This is a genomic window from Paraburkholderia caledonica (assembly GCF_000383275.1).
Classification (GTDB): domain Bacteria; phylum Pseudomonadota; class Gammaproteobacteria; order Burkholderiales; family Burkholderiaceae; genus Paraburkholderia; species Paraburkholderia caledonica.
Window position 1 is genome coordinate 540375 of record NZ_KB911036.1, and the last position, 25700, is coordinate 566074.

The 25700-nt window shown below is 60.1% G+C and carries 22 protein-coding genes; 21 read left to right on the forward strand and 1 reads right to left on the reverse strand.

Going from position 1 to position 25700, the window contains the following annotated elements:
- Window positions 1-80 precede the first annotated feature (80 nt).
- The 21 genes from H281_RS0112305 (at window position 81) to H281_RS0112405 (ending at window position 23836) form a co-directional block, all read left to right on the forward strand.
- Window positions 81-965 carry a branched-chain amino acid ABC transporter permease gene (locus H281_RS0112305; RefSeq protein WP_020067410.1) on the forward strand — a complete coding sequence of 295 codons (885 nt, stop codon included), beginning with the start codon at window positions 81-83 and terminating at the stop codon, window positions 963-965.
- Window positions 965-1936, forward strand: a complete 972-nt coding sequence (locus H281_RS0112310; protein ID WP_020067411.1) for a branched-chain amino acid ABC transporter permease — start codon at window positions 965-967, stop codon at window positions 1934-1936. The genes H281_RS0112305 and H281_RS0112310 overlap by 1 nt, the downstream gene beginning before the upstream one ends.
- Before the next feature lie 516 nt (window positions 1937-2452).
- Complete coding sequence (locus H281_RS0112315) at window positions 2453-3619, forward strand: ABC transporter substrate-binding protein (RefSeq protein ID WP_020067412.1); 1167 nt, start codon at window positions 2453-2455, stop codon at window positions 3617-3619.
- 387 nt (window positions 3620-4006) lie between these two features.
- Entirely contained in the window at window positions 4007-5167 is a 1161-nt protein-coding gene (locus tag H281_RS0112320; protein WP_020067413.1) for an ABC transporter substrate-binding protein, read from the forward strand.
- A 200-nt stretch (window positions 5168-5367) separates the two neighbouring features.
- A complete protein-coding gene (locus H281_RS0112325; protein WP_020067414.1) occupies window positions 5368-6423 on the forward strand; it encodes a branched-chain amino acid ABC transporter permease in 1056 nt (351 codons plus the stop codon).
- 4 nt (window positions 6424-6427) lie between these two features.
- Window positions 6428-8212, forward strand: a complete 1785-nt coding sequence (locus H281_RS0112330; protein ID WP_020067415.1) for a branched-chain amino acid ABC transporter ATP-binding protein/permease — start codon at window positions 6428-6430, stop codon at window positions 8210-8212.
- A gap of 11 nt (window positions 8213-8223) precedes the next feature.
- On the forward strand, window positions 8224-8976 hold the full coding sequence (locus H281_RS0112335; protein ID WP_087752415.1) for an ABC transporter ATP-binding protein: 753 nt from the start codon (window positions 8224-8226) through the stop codon (window positions 8974-8976).
- A 162-nt stretch (window positions 8977-9138) separates the two neighbouring features.
- Window positions 9139-11097, forward strand: coding sequence for a tRNA uridine-5-carboxymethylaminomethyl(34) synthesis enzyme MnmG (gene mnmG, locus H281_RS0112340; protein ID WP_020067417.1), 1959 nt, complete (start codon window positions 9139-9141; stop codon window positions 11095-11097).
- Window positions 11094-11777, forward strand: a complete 684-nt coding sequence (gene rsmG, locus H281_RS0112345) for a 16S rRNA (guanine(527)-N(7))-methyltransferase RsmG (protein ID WP_020067418.1) — start codon at window positions 11094-11096, stop codon at window positions 11775-11777. The genes mnmG and rsmG overlap by 4 nt, the downstream gene beginning before the upstream one ends.
- A 78-nt stretch (window positions 11778-11855) precedes the next feature.
- A complete protein-coding gene (locus tag H281_RS0112350) occupies window positions 11856-12647 on the forward strand; it encodes a ParA family protein (RefSeq protein ID WP_020067419.1) in 792 nt (263 codons plus the stop codon).
- Between the two features lie 18 nt (window positions 12648-12665).
- Entirely contained in the window at window positions 12666-13553 is an 888-nt protein-coding gene (locus H281_RS0112355) for a ParB/RepB/Spo0J family partition protein (protein ID WP_020067420.1), read from the forward strand.
- A gap of 537 nt (window positions 13554-14090) precedes the next feature.
- A complete protein-coding gene (locus H281_RS0112360; RefSeq protein ID WP_020067421.1) occupies window positions 14091-14630 on the forward strand; it encodes an ATP synthase subunit I in 540 nt (179 codons plus the stop codon).
- 156 nt (window positions 14631-14786) lie between these two features.
- Window positions 14787-15638 carry a F0F1 ATP synthase subunit A gene (gene atpB, locus H281_RS0112365; protein ID WP_027776916.1) on the forward strand — a complete coding sequence of 284 codons (852 nt, stop codon included), beginning with the start codon at window positions 14787-14789 and terminating at the stop codon, window positions 15636-15638.
- Between the two features lie 81 nt (window positions 15639-15719).
- Entirely contained in the window at window positions 15720-15989 is a 270-nt protein-coding gene (gene atpE / locus H281_RS0112370) for a F0F1 ATP synthase subunit C (protein WP_007180033.1), read from the forward strand.
- 138 nt (window positions 15990-16127) lie between these two features.
- Window positions 16128-16598, forward strand: coding sequence for a F0F1 ATP synthase subunit B (locus tag H281_RS0112375; protein ID WP_020067423.1), 471 nt, complete (start codon window positions 16128-16130; stop codon window positions 16596-16598).
- A 2-nt stretch (window positions 16599-16600) separates the two neighbouring features.
- The gene (locus tag H281_RS0112380) at window positions 16601-17140 is read left to right on the forward strand and encodes a F0F1 ATP synthase subunit delta (RefSeq protein WP_020067424.1); all 540 of its coding nucleotides are present in this window, start codon (window positions 16601-16603) and stop codon (window positions 17138-17140) included.
- Window positions 17141-17196: 56 nt separating this feature from the next.
- Window positions 17197-18738, forward strand: a complete 1542-nt coding sequence (gene atpA / locus H281_RS0112385) for a F0F1 ATP synthase subunit alpha (protein ID WP_020067425.1) — start codon at window positions 17197-17199, stop codon at window positions 18736-18738.
- A 139-nt stretch (window positions 18739-18877) separates the two neighbouring features.
- The gene (gene atpG / locus H281_RS0112390; protein ID WP_020067426.1) at window positions 18878-19762 is read left to right on the forward strand and encodes a F0F1 ATP synthase subunit gamma; all 885 of its coding nucleotides are present in this window, start codon (window positions 18878-18880) and stop codon (window positions 19760-19762) included.
- A gap of 126 nt (window positions 19763-19888) precedes the next feature.
- Window positions 19889-21283 carry a F0F1 ATP synthase subunit beta gene (gene atpD, locus H281_RS0112395; protein ID WP_020067427.1) on the forward strand — a complete coding sequence of 465 codons (1395 nt, stop codon included), beginning with the start codon at window positions 19889-19891 and terminating at the stop codon, window positions 21281-21283.
- Between the two features lie 160 nt (window positions 21284-21443).
- Window positions 21444-21869 (forward strand): F0F1 ATP synthase subunit epsilon, encoded by a 426-nt coding sequence (locus H281_RS0112400; protein WP_020067428.1) that lies wholly within the window; start codon window positions 21444-21446, stop codon window positions 21867-21869.
- A 236-nt stretch (window positions 21870-22105) separates the two neighbouring features.
- The gene (locus H281_RS0112405; protein ID WP_020067429.1) at window positions 22106-23836 is read left to right on the forward strand and encodes an AMP-binding protein; all 1731 of its coding nucleotides are present in this window, start codon (window positions 22106-22108) and stop codon (window positions 23834-23836) included.
- 888 nt (window positions 23837-24724) lie between these two features.
- On the opposite strand, the gene H281_RS0112410 is transcribed toward H281_RS0112405, so the two are convergent.
- On the reverse strand, window positions 24725-25522 hold the full coding sequence (locus tag H281_RS0112410; protein ID WP_020067430.1) for a transporter substrate-binding domain-containing protein: 798 nt from the start codon (window positions 25520-25522) through the stop codon (window positions 24725-24727).
- Window positions 25523-25700: the final 178 nt, after the last annotated feature.

The following is a 25700-nucleotide window of genomic DNA, read 5'->3' on the forward strand; positions in this document are numbered from 1 at the left end:
GGCCGGCGTCATGAGCGCTTGTCGTGTGCCGGCCGGATCGTGCACAACCGATCTCACCCTGACGATGGGTTAAGGCTTCAATGGACATCTTTGGCATTCCGCTTCCCGCGATGTTGAGCCAGTTGCTGCTCGGGCTCGTGAACGGCTCGTTCTACGCAATTCTGAGTCTTGGTCTTGCGGTGATCTTCGGCTTGCTGAACGTGATCAACTTCGCGCACGGCGCGTTGTTCATGCTCGGCGCGATGCTCGCGTGGATGGGCTTCTCATACTTCGGCGTGCCGTATTGGGCGATGCTCGTGCTCGCACCGCTGATCGTCGGCCTGTTCGGCGTCGCGATCGAACGCTCGATGCTGCGTTGGCTTTACAAGCTCGACCATCTCTATGGCCTGTTGCTCACGTTCGGGCTCACGCTGGTCGTCGAGGGCGTGTTCCGTTCTATCTATGGTTCGTCGGGCCAGCCCTACGACGTGCCGTCCGCGCTGTCGGGCGCGACCAACCTCGGCTTCATGTTCCTGCCGAACTATCGCGCGTGGGTGGTGGTGGCGTCGCTGATCGTTTGCTTTGCGACGTGGTTCGTGATCGAGAAGACCCGGCTGGGCGCCTATCTGCGCGCCGGGACCGAGAACCCCAAGCTGGTCGAGGCGTTCGGCATCAACGTGCCGCTGATGATCACGCTCACTTACGGCTTCGGCGTGGCGCTCGCCGCGTTCGCCGGCGTGCTGGCCGCGCCGGTTATCCAGGTTTCGCCGCTGATGGGCCAACCGATGATCATCACCGTGTTCGCGGTAGTGGTGATCGGCGGAATGGGTTCGATCATGGGTTCGATTCTCACCGGACTGATGCTCGGCGTAATCGAAGGACTGACTCGCGTGTTCTATCCGGAAGCGTCGGCGACCGTCGTGTTCGTCATCATGGCGCTCGTGTTGCTCGTGCGTCCGGCGGGTCTCTTCGGCAAGGAAAAATGATGCAGAGAAAAGTACTCTACGGTTTGCTGCTGGTGGTGCTGCTCGCGGTGCCCGTGCTCGGCATCTATCCGCTCTTTGTCATGAAGGTGATGTGCTTTGCGCTTTTCGCGGCCGCGTTCAATCTGTTGATTGGCTACACGGGCTTGCTCTCGTTCGGGCACGCCATGTTCCTAGCGTCGGCCGGCTACATCACCGGCTATGCGATGCAGACGCTCGGCTTCTCGCCCGAGCTCGGAGTGCTTGCAGGCACGGCGTCGGCGACGCTCCTCGGCTTCATCGTCGGCATTTTCGCTATCCGGCGTCAGGGCATCTATTTCGCGATGGTGACGCTCGCACTCGCGCAGATGGTCTACTTCGTGTTCCTGCAAGCGCCGTTCACGCATGGCGAAGACGGCCTGCAAGGCGTGCCGCGCGGCAAGCTCTTTGGCGTGCTGAATCTTTCGTCGGATGTGACCTTGTACTTTGTTGTGCTGGCCGTGATAGTGCTCGCCTTCCTGCTGATCGTGCGCATCGTGCATTCGCCGTTCGGTCAGGTGCTGGTCGCGATCAAGGAAAACGAGCCGCGCGCGGTGTCGCTTGGCTACGATACGGATCGCTTCAAGTTGCTAGCGTTCATTCTGTCGGCCGGACTCGCGGGACTCGCGGGCTCGCTAAAGGTGGTGGTGCAGGGCTTCGAGACTTTAAGCGACGCTTACTGGACCATGTCCGGCCTGGTGGTGCTGATGACGCTTGTCGGCGGCATGGGCACGCTGTTCGGACCGCTGCTTGGCGCGGCGCTGATCGTCGCACTCGAGGATCGGCTCGGCGATATCGGTGGCGCACTCGCGTCGACAACAGGCATCGAGTGGTTCCGTTCGCTGGGTGAGTCGGTAACGATCGTGACAGGCGTGATCTTTATTGCGTGCGTGCTCGCATTCAGGCGCGGGATTGTCGGCGAGATCATCGCGCGGGTGCGGCCGCTGCGCGCGTGAGAAAGCGGTCACACGGATAATTGCTTCGGCATCCGATCTGATTTCGCTGCCATGCAGTATGACGTCGGCAAACCACTTGAGCCCTTATTTTATGTATCGCGCCGCATCGCCGGTTAAACTTGCCCCAATTCAGTGCCGCAGTGCACCACTAGGGTAATTGCTAGTTGTGGCACGCTGGGTGCTCGTTTAACCTTCATGCAGTTCTGATGAACCACGAATTTGCAGGTGGAGAACGAGGAGACATGAGGCACTAAGTGCCCACACGAAAGCGCTGTTGGATTGATATCCAACAGCGCTTTTTATTTTGCTTTTTTGAATTACCTCGTTCAATTCCTTCGCTAAATCGGTGACCTATTTTATGTCTCCGATAATTGCTCCATTTCCCACGCTGACGCCCTGCAAAGTGCTTGCCGCGTGCGGCTCACGTCCGCTACACTCCTTATTCACCGACCGCTGGGTCGGGATTTAAATTGCGAATTTAATCTGAATTGTTTTAACGGGGCATAGAGGAGCGGGATGAAGTCGGCATTGCGTTGGATCAGTGCGGCATTGGTCGCCACGGGCATTTCGGCTGCATGGAGCAGCCATGCATTTGCAGATGTGAAAATCGGCGTCACTGTGTCGGCAACGGGCCCGGCCGCATCGCTAGGCATTCCGGAAAAGAACACCGTCGCGCTGCTTCCAAAGGAAGTGGCCGGTCAAAAAATCGAATACATCGTGCTGGACGACGCGACTGATTCGACTCAGGCCGTCAAAAACGCCCGCAAGCTCACGAGCGAAGACCATGTAGACGCGCTGATCGGGTCGACCGTCGTGCCGAATTCGCTTGCCATGATAGACGTCGCCGCTGAGAGCACCACGCCGGTGATCTCGCTTGCGGCAGCGGCCAGCATTGTCGAGCCGATGGATGCCAAGCGCGCGTGGGTCTTCAAGACGCCGCAAAACGACATTCTCATGGCTACCGCCATCGCGCAGCACATGTCCAATCATGGCGTGAAGACGGTGGCGTTCATCGGCTTCTCCGACGGTTATGGCGAAAGCTGGTTCAAGGAATTCAGCAAGGCCGCCGATCTGGCAAAGATCAAGGTTGTTGCGAACGAGCGCTTTGCACGTAACGACGCTTCCGTCACCGGTCAGGTGTTGAAGATCGTGTCGCAGAACCCGGACGCGGTGTTGATCGCAGGCGCCGGTACGCCTGCCGCGTTGCCGCAGAAGACGCTCCGCGAGCGCGGCTACAAGGGCAAGTACTATCAGACGCACGGCGTCGCGAATAACGATTTCCTGCGCGTGTGCGGCAAGGATTGCGAGGGCACCTTTCTGCCCGCCGGCCCTCTGCTCGTTGCTGAGCAACTGCCCGATTCGAATCCGGTGAAGAAGAGCGCGCTCGCCTATAAGCGGGCGTATGAAGCCGCCTATGGCGCCGGCTCCGTGTCCACCTTCGGCGGTCACGCATGGGACGCTGGCCTGCTGCTGCAACGCGCTATTCCGCTCGCACTGAAGAAAGGGCGGCCTGGCACGCCGGCGTTCCGCGAGGCGCTGCGTGCAGCGCTCGAAGGAACCAAAGAGCTGCCGGCGTCGCACGGTATCTTCAACATGAGCGCGAACGACCATGCCGGTCTTGATCAGCGGGCGCGCGTCATGGTGGAGATTGTCGGCGGCAAGTGGAAGTTGTCCGGCGACTGAGCGAAGGCAAAGCGATAGGGGACCTCATAACAAAAGACGCGTGCAGTCCGACGCGTCTTTTTTATTGCCCGCTTCGCACGAGACTTGTGGCTATGCGGCTTCAGGACAAACCCGCATTTGCGTTGCAGTCTATTGACCGTCAACGATGCACAACGCAATACTACTAACATGTTAGTGTTTTGTGTCCGCCGGCTCGGCGAGGCACTCAGGAATCGCGGCAGCAGGCAGTGGCGGCAGGCAGCAGGGAGTGACATAAAAGACGGAGAAGGCATGTGTGTTGAGCAGGGAAAACCATGCTTGGCACACCTGGATCCGATAACTAGATTCAGACACCCGGCCCACGAGCCGGATAACAGATACGCGCTTCGCAGCGTTTGGAGACTTGCAATGACAAAGACAAAACAATGGGTACGCACCGGCATCGCGATGGCGTTGATGTGCGGCGCGAGCGCCGCCATCGCTCAGGTGAAGATCGGCGTAACGCTATCCACCACGGGTCCGGCTGCATCGCTCGGGATTCCTGAAAAGAATACGATCGCGTTGCTGCCGAAGGAGATCGGCGGCAAGACGGTGCAGTACATCATCCTCGACGATGCATCGGACACCGGCAAGGCCGTGCAGAACACGCGCAAGCTGATCGACGAAGACCACGTCGACGCAATTATCGGCTCGACCGTCACACCGAATTCTCTCGCCATGCTCGATCCCGCTTCCGAGGGCAAGACGCCAGTGATCTCGCTTGCCGCGTCTGCCGCGATCATTTCGCCAATGGACGCGAAGCGTGCGTGGGCCTTCAAACCGCCGCAGAACGACAGTCTGATGGCCGACGCGATTGCTGATTACATGGAGCATCACGGCGTGAAGACGGTGGGTTTCATCGGCTTCGCGGATGCATACGGCGACAGCTGGAACAACGTGTTTACCGCGGCGGCGAATGCACACAATCTGAAGATCGTTTCCAACGAGCGATTCAATCGCACGGACGCGTCGGTGACCGGTCAGGTGCTGAAGACAATGGGCGCCAATCCCGACGCAGTGTTGATCGCGGGCTCCGGTACACCGTCTGCGCTGCCGGCGAAGACGCTTAAGGAGCGCGGCTACAAGGGCAAGGTTTATCAGACGCACGGCGTGGCCAACAATGACTTCCTGCGCGTTTGCGCCAAGGACTGCGAAGGCGAGATTCTGCCGGCTGGTCCGATCCTCGTCGCCGATCAATTGCCCGAATCGAATCCGGTGAAGAAGTCCTCCCTCGCTTATAAGGCTGCGTACGAGAAAGCGTATGGCGCCGGTTCGGTCGCGACGTTCGGCGGTCACGCATGGGACGCCGGCCAGATGCTGCAGCGTGCGATTCCCGAAGCGCTAAAGACCGCACAGCCGGGCACCGAGGCATTTCGCGTGGCACTGCGCAGCGCGCTCGAAAGCATCAAGGAACTGCCGGTCTCGCACGGCATCATGAACACGACGACAACTGACCACAACGGCCTCGACAAGCGCGCACGCGTGATCGTGCAGATCGTCGACGGCAAGTGGAAGCTGCAGAACGACTAATACAACAGCGGTACGCGCCTCTCGCGAAGTGCGGCATATGACGCCGCATTGCCATTGTGTTCAACGACAATGGCACCGACCGCCGCGCCGTGCTTCAGCGCGGCGGTCGTCTTTCAGGCATTGCGGTTCGATGGACGGCTGAGGGTTGCGCCGCCACGACTGTTTCCAGTTTCGATTTCGACGCTTCAGGACGAGGAAGTATGGATCTATCAATTGCGGCGATCCTCGCGCAGGACGGCATCACCACGGGCGCTATCTACGCGTTGCTCGCGCTCGCGCTGGTGCTGGTGTTCTCCGTAACGCGGGTGATCTTTATCCCGCAGGGCGAGTTTGTTTCGTATGGCGCGCTTACGCTCGCCGCGTTGCAAACACAGAAATTTCCGGCCACCTGCTGGCTGCTGATGGCAATGGGGGCTGCGTGCTTCGTGGTCGAAGTGGCGGGGCTCGTACGGCACGCGGAGCGGCGCAGGCATGCGGCTCGCACACTGGCTCTGCTGGTCGGCAAGTATCTGCTGTTTCCGATTGCGGTGTATGCGCTCACCCAAGGCGTCTTCCTGCATCCACTGCCGATGATCGCGCAAATCGCGCTGACGCTACTGATCGTGATTCCGATGGGCCCGTTCGTTTACCGGCTCGCGTATGAGCCGATCGCCGAAGCGACCACGTTGTTGCTTCTCATCGTCGCGGTGGCGGTGCACTTTGCGATGGTCGGGCTTGGCCTCGTGATGTTCGGCGCGGAAGGCTCGCGCACCACGGCGTTTTCGGACGCAACGTTCAACGTCGGCAGCCTGTCGATTTCGGGGCAAAGCCTGTGGGTCGTCGGGACAGCGGTTGTGCTGATCGGCGCGCTGTATCTGTACTTCGACCGCTCGATTTCAGGCAAGGCGTTGCGTGCGACATCGGTGAATCGACTCGGTGCGCGCCTCGTCGGTATCGGCACGACCCAAGCGGGGCGCCTCGCGTTTACGCTCGCGGCAGGCCTCGGCGCGCTGTGCGGCATCCTGGTGGCACCGTTGACTACCATCTACTACGACTCGGGCTTCCTGATCGGTTTGAAGGGCTTCGTCGGGGCGATTATCGGCGGGCTCGTGAGCTATCCGCTGGCGGCGGCCGGTTCGATCCTAGTCGGCCTGCTGGAGTCGTATTCGTCGTTCTGGGCTAGCGCCTATAAGGAAGTGATCGTGTTCACGCTGATTATCCCGGTGTTGCTCTGGCGCAGTCTTGCCAGCCCGCACGCTGAAGAGGACGAGGAGTGAAGCGATGAAACGGATCATGAAAAACAAGTTCTTCTGGCTCTTCCTCGTCGTTCTGTTCGCCTTGCCGGTGTTGCCGCAGCCGATCCACGTGCCCGAGTACTGGGTCACGCTGCTGAACTACATTGGCCTCTATTCGATCGTGGCAATCGGGCTGGTGCTGCTCACCGGCATTGGCGGGATGACGAGTTTCGGGCAAGCCGCGTTTGTCGGCATCGGCGCGTATGCAACTGCGTATCTGACGACGCGCTTCGGTGTCTCACCTTGGCTTGCGCTGATCGCCGGGGTGCTGGTGACGGCGCTGATCGCCCTGATTCTCGGCCTCGTGACGATGCGCCTCTCCGGCCACTTTTTGCCGCTTGGCACGATCGCCTGGGGGCTGTCGCTGTTCTATCTATTCGGTAACCTGGAGATGCTGGGCAAGTACGACGGCATCAACGGAATTCCAGTGCTGAATGTTTTCGGTATCGATCTCGAGTCCGGCCGCCATATCTATTACCTGATCTGGCTGGTCGTGCTCGGCGCGGTCGTGTCGGTCCAGAATCTGTTGAATAGCCGGCCGGGGCGGGCCATTCGCGCTTTACGCGGCGGCGGCATGATGGCTGAAGCAATGGGTGTGAATACGGCGTGGATGCGCGTCGTCATCTTCGTCTACGCCGCGGTGCTGGCGTCGGTTTCCGGCTTTCTGTATGCGCACTTGCAGCGCGCGGTGAACCCGACGCCTTTCGGTCTGAATCACGGCATCGAATTCCTGTTCATGGCCGTGGTGGGCGGTGTGTCACACGTTTGGGGCGCGGTGCTCGGGGCGGCAATCCTCACTGTATTGCAGGACTATCTGCAAACGCTGCTGCCCAAACTGTTGGGCGAGAACGGCAACTTCGAAGTGATCGTGTTCGGCATCTTGATGGTGCTGTTGCTGCAATATGCGCGGCAAGGCGTGTGGCCGTTCGTCGCGCGCTTTTTCCCGCGCGGCCCGCGCGCGCATCCGCCGGATCAGGCGGAAGCTTTGCCGCAGCGCAGCAAGCCGACGGGCGGGGAAAACCTGTTGACGGTCAACAAGGCTCGCAAGCAGTTCGGCGGCTTGGTCGCGGTAAACGACGTGAGCTTCGAAGTCAAAGCAGGGCAGATCATTGGCCTGATCGGACCAAACGGCGCCGGCAAATCAACCACGTTCAATCTCGTGACCGGCGTGCTCCAGGCGACGAGCGGCGAGATCACGTTCCGCGGCGAGCGCATCGACGCGCTGAGTTCACGTGAAATCGTCAAGCGAGGAATTGGCCGCACCTTCCAGCACGTCAAGCTGCTGCCTGGCATGACGGTATTGGAGAACGTCGCGATTGGCGCGCACTTGCGTGGGCATGCGGGCGTCTGGCGAAGCATCGTGCGTTTGAACAGCGTAGAAGAAGCGCGCTTGATGGCGGAGGCCGCCCGCCAGATACGCCGCGTCGGCCTTGAACAGCACATGTACGACGAAGCCGGAAGCCTGGCGTTAGGTCAGCAACGGATTCTGGAAATCGCTCGCGCGCTGTGCTGCGATCCCACCTTGCTGCTGCTGGACGAACCGGCAGCCGGCCTGCGTTATCAGGAAAAGCTGCAACTGGCCGATTTGCTCCGTCGGTTGAAGGCGGAAGGCATGAGCGTGCTGCTCGTCGAGCACGATATGGATTTCGTGATGAATCTGACTGATCGACTCGTCGTGATGGAGTTCGGCACGCGTATCGCCGAAGGCTTGCCGCAGGAAGTGCAGCAAGATCCCGCGGTGCTCGAAGCGTACCTTGGCGGAGTGGAGTAATGGAGAACCTCATGAATGTAGCTGCACCCATTCTCGACGTGAACGGGTTGTCCGTCCGATACGGCAAGGTCGAGGCGCTCCACGGCGCTGCCATCAAGGTGCGAGCCGGGCAAATTGTGTCGGTAATCGGTCCGAACGGGGCGGGCAAGTCCACGCTGCTGAACGCCATCATGGGCGCTTTGCCGACCACTGGTCATGCCAAGGGCGCGGTCGTGTATCAGGGCGAGGACGTCAGTGCGGTGCCGGTGGAAAAGCGCGTGGCTCGCGGCATGTGCCTGGTGCCTGAGAAGCGCGAGCTTTTCGCGTCGATGAGTGTCGAGGACAACTTGGTTCTCGGCGCCTATCGGCGCAAGCGAGCGGGTGAGCGCAACTTTCTTGACCAGATGGAGCCGGTGTTCCAGCTGTTTCCGCGTCTGAAGGAACGCCGCAAGCAGGCAGCCGGAACGTTGTCCGGTGGCGAGCGGCAGATGCTCGCGGTCGGGCGCGCTTTGATGGGCAAGCCGGATCTGCTGATGCTGGACGAGCCTAGCTTGGGGCTCGCGCCGCTGATCGTGAAAGAAATTTTCCACATCATCAGCGCTCTGCGTCAGACCGGGGTGGCGACGCTTCTGATCGAACAGAACGCTCGCGCTGCTCTGCAGATTTCGGACTACGGTTACGTTCTAGAGACCGGCGAGCTAGCGCTGGAGGGGGCGGCATCTGACTTGGCACAGAATCCTCGAGTGATCGAAACCTATCTGGGGCTAGCCAAAAAGGCAGCCTAGTCAAACGCATGTGCAGTTTCTAGCGGCGTGTTTCACGTGAAACACGCCGCTTTTTTATTGTCTGGCGATTCGGCCTAATTCGGGCCGAAACCGAACCCGTTATAATTCGCCCATACTTTTTTCCTTTGAAGGCTCACGCGACGATCTGGCGTGAGATCCGCGATGCTTTTTCCCACAGAATTTGACGTAATCGTCGTCGGCGGCGGCCACGCCGGCACCGAGGCCGCTTTGGCCTCAGCGCGCATGGGCAATAAGACGCTCCTGCTGACTCACAACATCGAAACGCTCGGTCAGATGAGCTGCAATCCGTCTATCGGCGGCATTGGCAAGGGTCATCTGGTCAAGGAAGTCGACGCGCTCGGCGGTGCTATGGCCGCGGCCACGGACGAGGGCGGCATCCAGTTCCGCATCCTCAATTCCTCGAAGGGCCCGGCTGTGCGCGCGACTCGCGCGCAAGCTGACCGCCTGCTCTACAAACAAGCGATCCGTCACCGGCTCGAAAACCAGCCGAATTTGTGGCTCTTTCAGCAAGCCGTGGACGATCTGATGGTTGAGGGCGACCGCGTGGTCGGCGCGGTTACGCAAGTGGGAATCCGCTTTCGCTCGCGGGCCGTTGTGCTGACGGCGGGCACCTTCCTCGACGGAAAGATCCACGTAGGACTGAACAACTACACCGGCGGCCGCGCTGGCGATCCTGCGGCTGTGTCGTTGTCGGCGCGTCTGAAGGAATTGAAACTGCCGCAAGGGCGCCTGAAGACCGGTACGCCGCCGCGAATTGACGGTCGGACCATCGACTTCTCGCAACTCGAGGAACAGCCTGGCGATCTCGACCCAGTACCGGTCTTTTCGTTTCTCGGCCGCGCTGAACAGCATCCGCGCCAAGTGCCGTGCTGGGTCACACATACCAACGAACGCACGCACGACATCATCCGGGGCGGGCTGGATCGGTCGCCCATGTACACGGGCGTGATCGAAGGGGTAGGGCCACGGTATTGCCCTTCCATCGAGGACAAGATTCACCGCTTCGCGTCGAAGGAATCGCACCAGATCTTTTTGGAACCGGAAGGGCTGACCACGAACGAGTTCTATCCGAACGGGATCTCGACGAGCCTGCCGTTCGATGTGCAACTGGAACTCGTACGGTCCATGCGCGGCTTGGAGCACGCGCACATCCTCCGTCCGGGCTATGCGATTGAATATGACTACTTCGATCCGCGGGGACTTAAGGCGTCGCTGGAAACCAAAGTGATCAACGGCCTGTTCTTTGCGGGGCAGATCAACGGCACAACCGGCTATGAAGAGGCGGCGGCGCAAGGCCTCTTGGCCGGCATCAATGCTGGCCTGTTCGTTCAGGGCAAGGAAGCGTGGTGTCCGCGTCGGAATCAGGCCTACTTGGGCGTGCTGGTTGACGATCTCGTGACTCGTGGTGTCTCAGAACCTTACCGCATGTTCACGAGCCGGGCCGAGTACAGGCTGAGTCTCCGGGAAGACAACGCCGATATGCGATTGACGGAGATTGGCCGCGAGCTTGGCGTCGTTGACGATGTGCGTTGGGATGCATTCAGCCGCAAGCGCGACGCTGTTTCACGTGAAACAGAGCGCCTCCGCACGACTTGGGTGAATCCAAAGACGCTGTCGGCGGATGAAGCGACGGCCTTGCTTGGCAAGCCAATCGACCACGAATACAGCCTCGCGGACTTGCTGCGCAGACCCGGCGTGACTTACGACGGCGTCTCGGCATTGCGAAACGGCGCGTGCGCTGCACCGGAAACACTGGCCGACGATGACGTACTGCTGGCTCAGATCAAGGAACAGATCGAGATCGGTATCAAGTATCAGGGCTACATCGACCGGCAGGCGGACGAAATAGAGCGGAACGAAGCGCACGAAAGCACGCGTCTGCCGGAAGGTCTCGACTATGCCGAAGTGAGAGGTCTGTCGTTCGAGGCCCGGCAGAAACTGATGCAATTCCGTCCCGAAACCATCGGTCAGGCGTCGCGCATCTCGGGGATCACTCCTGCGGCCATCTCTCTGCTGATGGTTCATCTCAAGCGTGGCTTGGGTCGTCGTCCCGCAAAGACGGCCGCGCCGGACCCGGATAACAAGCCGGTGGTGCAATGACGGTGAAGAGGGGCGGGGCCGACCGGGAAGCGCTGTACCAACTTCTCACCGATGGCGTAGGCGAACTCGGACTCGAGTTGCGCGATGTGCAACTCGGGACGCTGCTCGACTACGTGACGCTGCTGGCGAAGTGGAATGCCGTCTACAACTTGACGGCCATTCGCGATCCCCGGCAGATGTTGATTCAACACATACTCGACTCCCTTTCGATCGTGCCGCACCTCGTGCAGCGCAACCCGGGGACGGTGCTGGACGTCGGCTCGGGCGGCGGTTTGCCCGGCATCGTCTTGGCGATCGTCCGCCCTGATTGGGACGTGACCGTGAACGACATCGTTCACAAGAAAACGGCCTTCCAGGCTCAGGCGAAGGCTGAACTTGGTCTGACGAACCTCTCGGTCGTGACCGGGCGTGTAGAAACGCTGCGGCCGGGCGCCGAAGTGTCGGCAAAGTTCGACGTAATCGTCTCTAGAGCATTCGCAGAACTCGCCGATTTCGTTACACTGGCCCGTCATCTGGTGGCAGAGCAGGGCGCCATTCTCGCGATGAAGGGTGTGCGTCCCGATGACGAAATCGAGCGGTTGCCTGCGGGCGCCCACGTGGAACAGATTGTCCGCCTCGACGTGCCGTTTCTCGATGCCGAGCGCCACCTCGTCACGGTTCTTGTGGATGAAGGCGACTAGCCGCCCTCACTCGCGCACGACGCCATTCCGAATAGACGACGTAATCACTTCTTCAAGCAGCAAAGGGACACTCCAACGATGGCAAAAATTTTCTGCGTTGCGAACCAGAAAGGCGGAGTCGGTAAGACGACGACGGCAGTCAATCTGGCGGCCAGCCTGGCAGCGCAGGGACAGCGAGTCCTTCTTATTGACCTGGACCCGCAGGGCAACGCCACAATGGGCAGCGGCATCGACAAGGCAGCGTGCGCCAACACCGTCTATGAAGTGCTGGTTGACGGGGTCTCGGTGGCTGATGCCAGGATGCGTCCCGAAGCCGTCGGCTACGACGTACTGCCTGCCAACCGCGAACTTGCGGGAGCGGAAGTTGAGTTGGTCAGCGTGCAGAACCGCGAGCGGCAGTTGAAGGTCGCGCTTGCGACAGTCGAAAGCGAATACGACTTCGTGTTGATCGACTGTCCGCCCGCATTGTCGCTGCTGACGCTCAATGGCCTCTGCGCTGCGCATGGCGTCGTGATTCCCATGCAGTGCGAGTACTTTGCGCTCGAAGGGCTGTCCGATCTGGTCAACACCATCAAGCAGGTGCACGCGAATCTGAACCGTGACCTGAAAGTGATCGGCTTGTTGCGCGTCATGTTCGACCCGCGGATCACGCTGCAGCAGCAGGTCTCCGATCAATTGAAGGAGCACTTTGGCGACAAGGTGTTCGACGCGGTGATTCCGCGCAACGTGCGCCTCGCCGAGGCACCCAGCTATGGGCTGCCGGGCGTGGTGTTCGACAGGGCGTCGCGCGGCGCGCAAGCCTACGTGCAGTTCGGCGCGGAAATGATTGAGCGGGTGCGCGCACTGAATGACGCGCCCCAAGCATCCTAAGTGGATCGAGGAAGCACGATGAATGCAGTAGCAAGAAAGAAGGGATTGGGCCGCGGCCTGGAAGCGTTGCTCGGCGGCAGCGCCGACATCACCGAGGCGGTGGTGATTGACGGCGCGCCGAACGTGTTGCCGCTCAGCAAAATGCAGGCGGGCAAATATCAGCCGCGCACGCGGATGGACGAAGGCGCGTTGCAGGAGTTGGCCGCCAGCATACGTGCACAAGGCTTGATGCAACCGATCCTCGTGCGGCCGGTGTCGGCGGACAAATACGAGATCATCGCGGGCGAGCGGCGTTTCCGCGCGGCTCGACTTGCTGGTCTGGAAGAAGTCCCGGTACTGGTGAAGGACGTGCCCGACCAGGCGGCCGCCGCGATGGCGTTGATCGAGAACATTCAGCGTGAAGACCTGAATCCGCTGGAAGAGGCACAAGGCATTCAGCGTTTGCTCGACGAATTCAACTTTACGCACGAGCAGGCCGCCGAGTCGGTCGGCCGCTCGCGTAGCGCCGTGTCGAACCTGCTGCGCCTGCTCAACCTCGCGACACCGGTTCAAACCATGTTACTTGCCGGCGACCTCGACATGGGGCATGCGCGCGCGCTGCTGGCGGTCGACGCAGCGACGCAGATCACGCTGGCGAATCAAGTCGTCAACAAGCGGATGTCCGTGCGGGAAACCGAGAAACTGGTGACGGCGACCACGAAGGCGGCTCCGGCGGTCAAGGCGCGCGCCAACCCGGACGGCGGCCGCGATACGAGACGGCTGGAAGAAGAACTGTCCGATCTGCTGGCAGCAACCGTCAAAATCAAGCTCGGCCGACGCGGTCGCGGTCAGGTGCTGGTCGATTTCGGCGATCTGGACGCGCTCGAGGGTATTCTTGTGCGGTTGCGCGGAAACGCCACGGCTTGAGCGTCTGACGACCGGAGATCCTTCGGTGAGCGGTGCCGAAAAAGATGGTCGAGCGCCGCTCAATTGCACTCCCGGACGTTGAACTCGTGGGCTCGGCCGAACGCCGTTTGCGACGGTCGAGCAGGGGCCGAATATCAGGGAATCCTAACTAATTTTGGTTCTGCATAGGCGCCTGGGCGGCTGTGACGAACAGTCTGCAGAGGAGGCGCCGCGCCGCGCCGGCTTGGCAAACTCATTGTGCTCTGTTGCGTTTTCGACACGGCTGTTGCAACAGTTGCGAGTCAGCTTGTCGACCCGAAAAACGGCTCGATGAACAAGCACATTTTACATTTGCAAGACCGCCTTACAGTTGACAGGCTGACCATTCGTCGGAAGCCTTTTCCGCATCGCGAGGAGTCGTTTCGCACTGTTTATTGAACGGCCTAAAGTCTTGAATTGCCTGCAACTATCGCTTACAATCGCCCGGATTTAATTGCACGGCAACCCCGTAAGCGCAGCGAAAGCTCGCTGACCGGAACGAGACTTCGGAACACTGCGATGGCGGTCAAAACGTCGAATCAAGCGCCGAAAAATGGGCGAGACGGGCACCGCGAAAAACGCAGCTTTTCAGAGGCGTCTCCCGCTCAGCAAGTCACGCACGAAGAACCGTGGGACGCCGAGCAGGAAAATATCGTTCCGCTCACGCGGGCCGAGGCTGAAAAGCTGTTTGGTCCCAGTGTGAACCGTCCATCGCGCGTCACCCCTTTAAGGGTCGTGGCAGCGCAAATGGTCTTGTCCCTAGGCGCAACGCTGGTATGGTGGCTGTTCTATGAGCCGCCGGGCGCTGCTGCGCTGTCCGCGTTCCTGGGAGGGGCGATATGCTGGGTGCCGGCCGCATTGTTCGCGGCGCGGCTGAGAACGCTGAGCGGCGCCGAAACAGCAATGAGCTGGATGATCGGCGAAGCGCTCAAGATGGGGACAACGATCGCGATGTTTGTAGCCATCGCCTTCTGGTATCACGACGCACGCTGGGTTCCGCTGCTCGTGACTTATCTCATCGCGCTCAAGACGTACTGGATCGCTTTAGCGTGGCGCTGAAGAGGCAACAGGTAACAGCAAGATTCAAAAGCCGGCGCGCGGCGCCGGCGAGAGCGTGCGGATAAGACAGGATCCGCACCCGGCGCGTTCCCGCAATACAGCATTGCGGCGGGGCGGCCTCAGACGATTTTCGACAATTTGGGTGGCTTTAACGATATGGCAGCTAGCGAAGGCACGCGCGCAATGGATCCGTCCGAGTACATCGCGCACCACTTGCAGAACTTTTCCACCGGACACCAGACGTCGATTTTCGACATCCACGTGTGGAATCTGGACACCCTCTTCTGGTCGATCGTTTGCGGTCTGGCCACCATCTTTATCCTGCACATGGCTGCACGCAAGGCAACGTCCGGCGTGCCCGGCCGTTTCCAATGTGCAATCGAAATGCTGGTCGAGATGGTCGAGGATCAATCGAAGTCGATGATCCACGGCACGCGTACTTTCATCGCGCCGCTGGCACTGACGGTGTTCGTCTGGGTCGCGCTGATGAACGCGCTCGACTTTATTCCTGTCGACCTGCCGGGCCACGTGATCGGCTGGCTTGGTCTGTCCGAAGTCATCCCGCACCACCGCATCGTGCCGACCGCCGACCTGAACGGCACACTCGGCATCGCCCTCGGTGTGTTCGCGCTGATGATTTACTACAACTTCAAGATCAAGGGCGCCGGCGGCTTCGTGCACGAACTGCTGTCCGCTCCGTTCGGCGCGCATCCGCTGCTGTGGATCCCGAACCTTGCACTGAACATCATCGAGTTCGTCGCGAAGACGGTCTCGCTCGGCATGCGGCTGTTCGGCAACATGTACGCGGGCGAACTGTTGTTCCTGCTGATTGCCCTGCTCGGCAGCATCTGGAGCTTCGGCGCGGACACGACGGTGCTTGGCTTCATCGGCCACGTGATCGCCGGCAGCGTGTGGGCAATCTTCCACATCCTGATCGTTCTGCTGCAGGCGTTCATTTTCATGATGCTGACGCTGGTGTACATCGGCCAGGCACACGACACGCACTAAACCGCGCAGTCGTTAAAGAATCGTAGTTTTTCAAATCCCAGTTCCAACCAGTTCTAAAAGACTTTTCACAAAGGAGTGATCATGCAAGCTTTCATCGCCAACATCCAGGGTCTGACCGCCATCGGTATCGGCATCATCATCGGCCTGGGTGCAATCGGCGCCTGTATCGGTATCGGCCTGATGGGTGGCAAGTACATCGAAGCATGTGCTCGTCAGCCGGAACTGATGAACCCGCTGCAAACCAAGATGTTCCTGCTGGCTGGTCTGATCGATGCGGCGTTCCTGATTGGCGTTGGTGTGGCAATGCTGTTTGCGTTCGCGAACCCGCTGCTGTCGAAGCTGGCAGGCTGAGGTTCCTCGGGAGTTTGCGCCTGAGCTATAACTGGTAAAGGCGCAGGGCGGAACGGGCACTTAGGCGCTGATCGAACACAGAATCGATGAGCGCCTTGCCGTTTCACTTTCCGAACTAGCAACGTTTAAGGAAACACCGTGAATCTCAACGCAACCCTGTTTGCGCAAATGGTCGTGTTCCTGATCCTCGCGTGGTTCACGATGAAGTTCGTGTGGCCGCCGCTGATCAACGCCCTCGACGAGCGCGCGAAGAAGATCGCCGACGGTTTGTCGGCTGCAGAAAAGGGCAAGGCAGAACTGGCAGCCGCTCACAAGCGCGTCGACCAGGAACTTGCTCAGGCACGCAACGACGGTCAGCAGCGTATCGCTGACGCCGAAAAACGCGCCGTGGCAGTCGCTGACGAAATCAAGGCTCAAGCACAGGCTGAAGCCGCTCGCATCATCGCGCAAGCGAAGGCCGACGCTGAACAGCAAGTCGTGAAGGCGCGCGAAACGCTGCGTGGTGAAGTCGCCGCGCTCGCAGTGAAGGGCGCTGAACAGATCCTGAAGCGCGAAGTCGACCAGGCAGCGCATGCTGACCTGCTGAATCAACTGAAAGCCGAGCTCTGATCATGGCCGAACTTGCAACCATCGCCCGTCCGTACGCAGAAGCGCTGTTTGGCGTGGCCGAAGCTGGTGACATCGCCGCCTGGTCCACGCTCGTGCAGGAGCTGGCACAGGTTGCGCGTCTGCCCGAAGTGCTGTCGATCGCCTCGAGCCCGAAAGTAAGCCGCGCCCAGGTCAGCGAACTGCTGCTGGCTGCGGTCAAGTCGCCGCTCAAGGACAACGCGCAAGCGAAGAATCTGGTGCAAATGCTGGTGGACAACCATCGCCTGCAATTGATGCCGGAAATCGCCGTGCAGTTCGAAGAGTTGAAGAACGCCCGCGAAGGGGCGGCCGATGTGCTGATCGTCAGCGCATTCCCGCTTGAGGGCGCGCAGTTGAACGACCTCGTCGCAAGTCTCGAACGCAAGTTCAAACGCAAGCTGAAGCCGACGGTCGAGATCGACCCGTCGTTGATCGGCGGCGTACGCGTGACGGTCGGCGACGAAGTGCTCGATACCTCGGTCCGCGCGCGGCTTGCCAGCATGCAAACGGCTCTGACGGCCTGAAGCGCCTCGCGCTGAAGCGGCTGGCACGCAACAGAATTGACTATCAGGAGCGAATAATGCAACTCAATCCCTCTGAGATCAGCGAGCTGATCAAGAGCCGGATCCAGGGCCTTGAAGCGAGCGCAGACGTTCGCAACCAGGGCACCGTGATCTCCGTGACCGACGGTATCGTGCGTATTCACGGCCTGTCGGAAGTGATGCAGGGCGAAATGCTCGAATTCCCGGGCAACACCTTCGGTCTCGCGCTGAACCTCGAGCGCGACTCGGTCGGCGCCGTGATTCTGGGTGAGTACGAGCACATTTCGGAAGGCGACATCGTCAAGACGACGGGCCGCATTCTGGAAGTGCCGGTTGGCCCGGAACTGCTCGGCCGCGTGGTCGATGCACTGGGTAACCCGATCGACGGCAAGGGCCCGATCAACGCGAAGAAGACCGACGCGATCGAAAAGATCGCTCCGGGCGTGATCTGGCGTAAGTCGGTTTCGGAACCGGTCCAAACCGGTCTGAAGTCGATCGACGCAATGGTGCCGGTTGGCCGCGGCCAGCGCGAGCTGATCATTGGCGACCGTCAGTGCGGCAAGACCGCAGTCGCAGTCGACGCGATCATCAACCAGAAGGGCAAGAACCTCTTCTGTATCTACGTCGCGATCGGCCAGAAGGCTTCGTCGATCATGAACGTGGTCCGCAAGCTGGAAGAAACCGGCGCGCTGGAATACACGATCGTCGTCGCCGCTTCGGCGTCGGAATCGGCCGCCATGCAGTACCTGGCACCGTACGCCGGCTGCACGATGGGCGAATATTTCCGTGACCGCGGTCAAGACGCGCTGATCGTTTATGACGACTTGACCAAGCAGGCTTGGGCATACCGTCAGATCTCGCTGCTGCTGCGCCGTCCGCCGGGCCGTGAAGCATATCCGGGCGACGTGTTCTATCTGCACTCGCGTCTGTTGGAACGTGCTGCTCGTGTCTCGGAAGAGTACGTCGAGAAGTTCACCAATGGCGAAGTCAAGGGCAAGAGCGGTTCGCTGACGGCACTGCCGGTCATTGAAACGCAAGCCGGCGACGTGACCGCATTCGTTCCGACGAACGTGATCTCGATTACCGACGGTCAGATCTTCCTTGAAACCGACCTCTTCAACGCAGGTATCCGCCCGGCAATTAACGCTGGTGTGTCGGTGTCGCGCGTCGGTGGTGCGGCTCAAACCAAGGTCGTGAAGAAGCTGTCGGGCGGTATTCGTACCGACCTCGCGCAGTATCGTGAACTGGCAGCGTTCGCGCAGTTCGCATCGGACCTCGACGAAGCAACCCGCAAGCAGCTGGAGCGCGGCCGCCGCGTGACGGAACTGCTGAAGCAGCCGCAATACCAGCCGCTGCAAGTGTGGGAACTCGCTATCTCGCTGTTCGCCGCGAACAACGGCTACCTCGACGATCTGGAAGTGTCGCAAGTTCTGCCGTTCGAAAAGGGCCTGCGCGAATATCTGAAGTCGAGCCACGCTGACCTGGTCAAGCGCGTCGAAGACAACAAGGAACTCTCGAAGGACGACGAAGGCCTGCTGCACACGGCCGTCAAAGACTTCAAGAAGTCCGGCGCTTATTGATCTGCGAGTGATCCGCAAGGCATAAACGGACCTTGAAGCGGCGCGGGCCGCATGCGAATGCTCCCGCGCTGCTTCGATCGCTTTGCATGGGACCCGGGTAAGCGTTGAAGCACTAACTCGGGCCGACAAGGAGCAAGCAATGGCTGGAATGAAGGAAATTCGCGGCAAGATCAAGAGCGTGCAAAACACGCGCAAGATCACGAAAGCGATGGAGATGGTGGCCGCATCGAAGATGCGCCGCGCTCAGGAGCGCATGCGCGCTGCTCGCCCGTATGCCGACAAGGTCCGCGATATCGCTGCGCACATGAGCCGTGCGAACCCCGAGTATCGTCACCCGTTCATGGTGTCGAACGAAGGCGCGAAGACGGCGGGCATCATCCTCGTCACGACCGACAAAGGTCTGTGCGGGGGCATGAATACCAACGTGCTGCGTGCAGCGCTGCAGAAGTTCAAGGAACTGGAAGGCCAGGGCAAGACGATCGAAGCAACTGCGATCGGCACCAAGGGCTTGGGTTTCCTGAACCGCTTGCGCGCCAAGGTGGTATCGAATGTCGTGCATCTGGGCGATACGCCGCATCTGGAAAAGCTGATCGGCGCGGTGAAAGTTCAGCTCGACCTGTACTCGGAAGGCAAGGTTTCGGCGGTGTATCTCGCATACACGCGCTTCGTCAACACGATGAAGCAGGAGCCGGTGATCGAGCAACTGTTGCCGCTGGCGGCAGATCAGTTCGAGCGCAAGGACGAGCAGAGCGCGACGCCGACCACCCAGTGGGACTACATCTACGAGCCGGATGCACAGGCAGTGGTGGACGAACTGCTGGTGCGTTATGTCGAGGCGCTGGTCTATCAGGCCGTCGCGGAAAACATGGCGTCGGAGCAGTCGGCCCGTATGGTCGCAATGAAGGCCGCTTCGGACAATGCGAAGACGGTCATCAACGAACTGCAGCTTGTGTATAACAAGAGCCGTCAGGCCGCGATCACGAAAGAACTGTCGGAAATCGTCGGTGGCGCGGCGGCCGTCTGACCTTCTTGGTCAGCATGTCGCCTTGCGTGCGCCCCCGAGGCGCACCGTCCAGGCAACCGGTCTGGGCGATTCCATCGAAACAGCGCCTTTGCGCGAGTGAAGAATTGAGTATCTAAAGGAAAAGCGATGAGTACTACTGCTTTGGTAGAAGGCAAGATCGTACAGTGCATCGGCGCGGTGATCGACGTGGAATTCCCGCGTTCGGACATGCCGAAGATTTACGACGCGCTCATTCTAGAAGGTTCGGAACTGACCCTCGAAGTCCAGCAACAGCTGGGCGACGGCGTTGTCCGTACCATCTGTCTGGGTGCATCGGACGGTCTGCGTCGTGGCACGGTCGTCAAGAACACTGGCAATCCGATCAGCGTGCCGGTCGGCAAGCCGACGCTCGGCCGTATCATGGACGTTCTCGGTCGTCCGATCGATGAAGCCGGTCCGATCAACTCGGACGTGGTTCGCGGCATTCACCAGAAGGCTCCGGCGTTCGACGAACTGTCGCCGTCGACCGAACTGCTCGAAACCGGCATCAAGGTTATCGACCTGATCTGCCCGTTTGCCAAGGGCGGTAAGGTGGGTCTGTTCGGTGGCGCCGGCGTCGGGAAGACCGTGAACATGATGGAACTGATCAACAACATCGCTAAGGAACACGGTGGTTACTCCGTGTTCGCCGGTGTTGGCGAGCGTACCCGCGAAGGGAACGACTTCTATCACGAAATGAAGGACTCGAACGTTCTGGACAAGGTCGCGCTGGTGTACGGCCAGATGAACGAGCCGCCGGGCAACCGTCTGCGCGTCGCGCTGACCGGCCTGACGATGGCTGAGCACTTCCGTGACGAAGGCCTCGACGTGCTGTTCTTCGTCGACAACATCTACCGTTTCACGCTGGCCGGTACTGAAGTGTCGGCACTGCTCGGCCGTATGCCGTCGGCCGTGGGCTATCAGCCGACGCTGGCTGAAGAAATGGGCAAGCTGCAAGAGCGCATCACGTCGACCAAGACCGGCTCGATCACGTCGGTTCAGGCCGTGTACGTCCCTGCGGATGACTTGACCGACCCGTCGCCGGCTACGACTTTCGGCCACCTGGACGCTACCGTCGTGTTGTCGCGTGACATCGCTTCGCTGGGTATCTACCCGGCAGTGGACCCGCTCGATTCGACCTCGCGTCAGATCGACCCGAACGTGATCGGCGAAGAGCACTACTCGATCACGCGCGGCGTGCAGCAAACGCTGCAGCGCTACAAGGAACTGCGCGACATTATCGCGATTCTGGGCATGGACGAACTTGCACCGGAAGACAAGCTCGCCGTGGCGCGCGCTCGTAAGATCCAGCGTTTCCTGTCGCAGCCGTTCCACGTTGCTGAAGTGTTCACGGGTTCGCCGGGCAAGTACGTTCCGCTGAAGGAAACGATCCGCGGCTTCAAGATGATCGTTGAAGGCGAGTGCGACCACCTGCCGGAACAAGCCTTCTACATGGTCGGCACGATCGACGAAGCCTTCGAAAAGGCCAAGAAGATCCAGTAAAGGTCGGGTGTAACGAAGCGGGCGCCGGCCTCGCGCGCGATGACTTCCGCACGGTAGTCGTCCGCAAAGCCGGCGCCTCTCACTACGCTTAACCCAGCCTTGCACGGGGCCAGAGCGAGCGCCAAAGCGCTAACCCTGGTCGCCACAGGAGTCGACACTTATGGCAACCATTAAAGTAGACGTCGTCAGCGCGGAAGAGCAGATCTTCTCGGGCCAGGCGAAGTTCGTCGCGCTGCCGGGCGAAGCAGGTGAACTCGGCATTCTGCCGGGCCACACGCCGCTCATCACCCGGATCCGTCCGGGTGCAGTGCGCATCGAAGCTGAAAACGGCGAGGAAGAGTTTGTGTTCGTCGCCGGCGGCATCCTCGAAATCCAGCCGGGTGCAGTGACGGTTCTCGCCGACACGGCAATTCGCGGCAAGGATCTCGACGAAGCCAAGGCCGAAGACGCGCGCAAACGTGCGGAAGAAGCGCTGCAGAACACGGGCTCGAACCTCGAATACGCAACCGCCCAGGCGGAACTGGCGTACGCGACGGCTCAGCTTGCTGCGATCCAGCGTCTGCGCAAACTGCGCGGTCAGAGCTAAGCAACACGTATCAGAGAAAAGGCAGCCCGCGTGGCTGCCTTTTTTTTATCCTTCACTTGACGTTTACGGAAAGGTAAGTGAGATTGTGAGGCCGTCCGGACCGGCGCAAGCAATGGACAGCCATCCAATACGCCGGGCCGCTGCGGGTAAGACTTGATGCCGCGCAAGCAACCACCGGTGGCACAATCGGTTTCAAATTCATTTCAATAGGGCGATTTGCTCACGGAGACAGCACCATGGCGACGCAAGTGTCAGGCGAAGGCGCAATCATTGAACCGAAAGACGGACTCTCGTATGTCCGCGGATCGACAGAGATTCCGTTGAGCGAAGCGACAATCGGCGAGTTTTTGCGCAGGACCGCCGAGCGCTTTCCCGACCGGCCTGCCGTGGTTTTTCGTGAGCAGCAAATCCGGTGGACCTGGAAAGAGTTCGCCGAAGAAGTCGACATATTGGCCGCCGGCTTCCTGGCGCTCGGCATCGTGAAGGGCGACCGCGTCGGCATCTGGTCGCCGAACCGGGTTGAGTGGCTGCTGACGCAGTTCGCGACGGCGCGCATCGGTGCGGTGCTGGTCAACATCAACCCGGCTTACCGCCTTGCGGAGTTGGAGTACGCGCTGAACAAGGTGGGCTGCAAGGCGATTGTCGCGGCGGAGCGCTTCAAGACGTCGATGTACCTCGAAATGCTGCAGCAACTCGCGCCCGAGCTTGCTACACACGCGCCCGGCGATCTTCACGCGGCACGACTGCCTGATCTGCGCTACGTGATCCGCATGTGCGACACGGAAACGCCCGGAATGCTCACGTTCTCGGACGTGATCGAGCAGGGGCGCGCCACGCTCGACGTCGCGAAGCTCGACGAGATCGGCGCGACGCTCTCGTGCCACGAGGCGATCAACATTCAGTTCACCAGCGGTACGACGGGCAATCCGAAAGGGGCGACGCTCACGCATAGCAACGTGGTCAACAACGCGCGCTATATCGCGATGGCCATGAACCTGAGCGAGCAGGACGCGCTGTGCATTCCCGTCCCGCTATATCACTGTTTTGGCATGGTCCTCGCGGTTCTCGCGTGCGTCTCGGTGGGCGCGAACATGGTGTTTCCGGGCGAGGCTTTCGACCCCGCCGCGACACTCGCGGCCGTCGCGCAAGAGCAGTGCACGGCGCTGCATGGCGTGCCGACCATGTTTATAGCTGAACTGGATCACCCGGACTTTGCCTCCTTCGACCTCTCACGCCTGCGCACTGGCATCATGGCGGGTTCGCCGTGCCCGATCGAGACGATGAAAAAAGTCGTGTCGAGGATGCACCTCAACGAAATCACGATTGCGTACGGCATGACAGAGACTAGCCCGGTCTCGTTCCAGAGTTCGACCACCGACCCGCTCGACAAACGCACGACCACCGTCGGCCGCATTCAGCCGCATCTCGAAGTGAAGATAGTCGATCCGGTAGGCGACATCGTGCCGGTGAGCGAGACCGGCGAGCTATGCACGCGAGGATATTCGGTGATGCAAGGCTACTGGGACGACGAGCCGAAAACGCGAGAAAGTATCGTGGACGGCTGGATGCACACCGGCGACCTCGCTACGCTCGACGCCGAGGGCTATTGCAACATTGTCGGTCGCCTCAAGGACATGCTGATTCGTGGCGGCGAGAACATCTATCCGCGCGAGATCGAGGAGTTTCTTTTCCGCCACCCGAAGATCCAGAGCGTGCAGGTTTTCGGCGTGCCAGACAGCCGATACGGCGAAGAGGTGTGCGCTTGGGTTGTCCTACGTCCAGGTGAACAGGCCACAGCCGAAGAGATCCAGCAGTTCTGCAATGGCCAGATAGCACACTACAAGGTGCCGAAGTACATCCGGTTCGTCGACGAACTGCCAATGACGGTAACAGGCAAAGTGCAGAAGTTCGTCATGCGTGAGCGCATGATCAGCGAACTGAAGTTGCAGGAAGGGAAGACGGCCTGACGGGCCCCGGCCAAGCCATAAGTGCGCGATACGCGGGTGACCTGCTTGGGAGCGGGCCCGCGCAGCGAGGTGCTGCCGACGCCAACCGCCGCATACGCCGCAAAACAGCAAATTGCGCCTAAAAGCATGTAAAACATGCCATCTTGCACTGCGCAAACGTTTGGCTAGACGAAAAAAAAGCGGGCCTGGAGCCCGCTAAAAACCACACGCTACGGGGTTAGCGCGAGGAGACCAATGTAGGAACCGACTGAGACGACGACCCGGCGTCGACTACGGTCCCAGCAGGGATGCCCCTTTACAGGGCTTCGGCATACGCCGACCGGCAAGTGCATCGTATCCGCTCACACCATGCACGCAGCCACATCCGTGTTGAAACCGTTGAGGGCATTGTGGGCGAATTAACAAAGGAGCGCCGTAACAAAGTGTTTCAGGTTGTAACGCCCGCCAGATAAGGCGCTGAGGGATTTATTGCGGAATTCAAGGGCTAAAAAAGTAATATATACCGATGACTGCGCGGCAATTTAATACGACCGTTTAATGATATTCGCGAAGCATAGCGCCGCATAAAGCGTTAAGTCGATTCCGCATGAAATAGTTGCGCGTTCATCTTTCCGACAATAAACCGTTGTTGTTACAACTGGTTCCCGGTGCAGAGAAAATCGGGCGCAGCGACCGGCGCAGTTGAGTGCGGCGCAATAAACGCCGCGCGACCTTCAAAAATGTAAGGGACGGTTCACGAATTCACCTGGCGCTCACCTTTGTTTACCTCTAGCCGGCCTTTTCCGTGCCGCCGTTACATGATGCGACCGGCAAACCGTCCCTATATAGCGGCGCGGCCGCCGACCGTCCGCAATCACCCCGGGAAAGAACGCGGCCGAGCGGAATACCTCACTTGAGCCACTTGTCCAGCACGGCTTGATATTCACCCGTCGCCCGCGCGAAATGCAGCCACTGGTCAACGTACTGTTGAAACGCGACATCGCCGCGCGGCAGCAGCCACGCTTTCTCCCCATACTGGAACGGCTTCTGGGGATGCACGGCACACAGGCCAGGATTCAGCTTTTGCTGCAGCAGGGTTTCGGACGCGTCGGTCACCATCACGTCGGCCTTGCCGGCGAGGATCTCCTTGAAGATCGTCACGTTGTCCGGATAAACAGTCATCGATGCGTGCGACAGGAACTGCTTTGCGAAACGTTCGTTCGTGCCGCCCTGATTGACGATTACACGCGTTCCCGGCTGGTCGATCTGTGCGACGGTCTGGTATTTGTCGACGTCGTCGCATCGGACAATCGGCGTCTTGCCGTCCACCATAAACGCCTGGGTGAAGAAGGCTCGCTTTTGCCGCTCCAGCGTCGGCGAAACGCCGCCCACGCCGATGTCGCATTTGGCCACGAAGTCGTTCATCAGGTTCGACCACGAAGTCTTCACGAATTCCGCTTTGACGCCGAGCGACTTGGCCAGCGACTCTGTCATATCGATGTCGATGCCCTCGAACTGACCGTCTGCCCTATAGAACGAGTGCGGTTTGTAGTCGCCCGTCGTGCATGCGCGCAAGATGCCACGCGCGGGGATTTCATCGAGCCGGGAAGGTGTCGCGGTGGTGGCCGATGCTTGCGCCTGCGCCGCGCCGGTGTGCATGAGAGCGCCCGTCAGGACGCCGAGCAATGCGACTGCTGCCTTATTCATTGAGTCTCCTTGATTGTGCATTGTTATGGTCAGGCCGCTGGATAATAGCCAGGAGATTTCCGCTTGAACATTGGCCATTCGACCAGGTTGCGTCGATCCCCGCAGACCGGGAAAATGGGCTTCAAACCGTTCGCAAATCACAGTTATTGGCTGCATCAAGCAGGATGCGGTGCGCGCT

Coding starts and splice junctions, on each gene's coding strand:
- H281_RS0112305 (WP_020067410.1), top strand. CDS start 81: ATGGACATCTTTGGCATTCCGCTTCCCGCGATGTTGAGCCAGTTGCTG.
- H281_RS0112310 (WP_020067411.1), top strand. CDS start 965: ATGCAGAGAAAAGTACTCTACGGTTTGCTGCTGGTGGTGCTGCTCGCG.
- H281_RS0112315 (WP_020067412.1), top strand. CDS start 2,453: ATGAAGTCGGCATTGCGTTGGATCAGTGCGGCATTGGTCGCCACGGGC.
- H281_RS0112320 (WP_020067413.1), top strand. CDS start 4,007: ATGACAAAGACAAAACAATGGGTACGCACCGGCATCGCGATGGCGTTG.
- H281_RS0112325 (WP_020067414.1), top strand. CDS start 5,368: ATGGATCTATCAATTGCGGCGATCCTCGCGCAGGACGGCATCACCACG.
- H281_RS0112330 (WP_020067415.1), top strand. CDS start 6,428: ATGAAACGGATCATGAAAAACAAGTTCTTCTGGCTCTTCCTCGTCGTT.
- H281_RS0112335 (WP_087752415.1), top strand. CDS start 8,224: ATGAATGTAGCTGCACCCATTCTCGACGTGAACGGGTTGTCCGTCCGA.
- mnmG (WP_020067417.1), top strand. CDS start 9,139: ATGCTTTTTCCCACAGAATTTGACGTAATCGTCGTCGGCGGCGGCCAC.
- rsmG (WP_020067418.1), top strand. CDS start 11,094: ATGACGGTGAAGAGGGGCGGGGCCGACCGGGAAGCGCTGTACCAACTT.
- H281_RS0112350 (WP_020067419.1), top strand. CDS start 11,856: ATGGCAAAAATTTTCTGCGTTGCGAACCAGAAAGGCGGAGTCGGTAAG.
- H281_RS0112355 (WP_020067420.1), top strand. CDS start 12,666: ATGAATGCAGTAGCAAGAAAGAAGGGATTGGGCCGCGGCCTGGAAGCG.
- H281_RS0112360 (WP_020067421.1), top strand. CDS start 14,091: ATGGCGGTCAAAACGTCGAATCAAGCGCCGAAAAATGGGCGAGACGGG.
- atpB (WP_027776916.1), top strand. CDS start 14,787: ATGGCAGCTAGCGAAGGCACGCGCGCAATGGATCCGTCCGAGTACATC.
- atpE (WP_007180033.1), top strand. CDS start 15,720: ATGCAAGCTTTCATCGCCAACATCCAGGGTCTGACCGCCATCGGTATC.
- H281_RS0112380 (WP_020067424.1), top strand. CDS start 16,601: ATGGCCGAACTTGCAACCATCGCCCGTCCGTACGCAGAAGCGCTGTTT.
- atpA (WP_020067425.1), top strand. CDS start 17,197: ATGCAACTCAATCCCTCTGAGATCAGCGAGCTGATCAAGAGCCGGATC.
- atpG (WP_020067426.1), top strand. CDS start 18,878: ATGGCTGGAATGAAGGAAATTCGCGGCAAGATCAAGAGCGTGCAAAAC.
- atpD (WP_020067427.1), top strand. CDS start 19,889: ATGAGTACTACTGCTTTGGTAGAAGGCAAGATCGTACAGTGCATCGGC.
- H281_RS0112400 (WP_020067428.1), top strand. CDS start 21,444: ATGGCAACCATTAAAGTAGACGTCGTCAGCGCGGAAGAGCAGATCTTC.
- H281_RS0112405 (WP_020067429.1), top strand. CDS start 22,106: ATGGCGACGCAAGTGTCAGGCGAAGGCGCAATCATTGAACCGAAAGAC.
- H281_RS0112410 (WP_020067430.1), bottom strand. CDS start 25,522: ATGAATAAGGCAGCAGTCGCATTGCTCGGCGTCCTGACGGGCGCTCTC.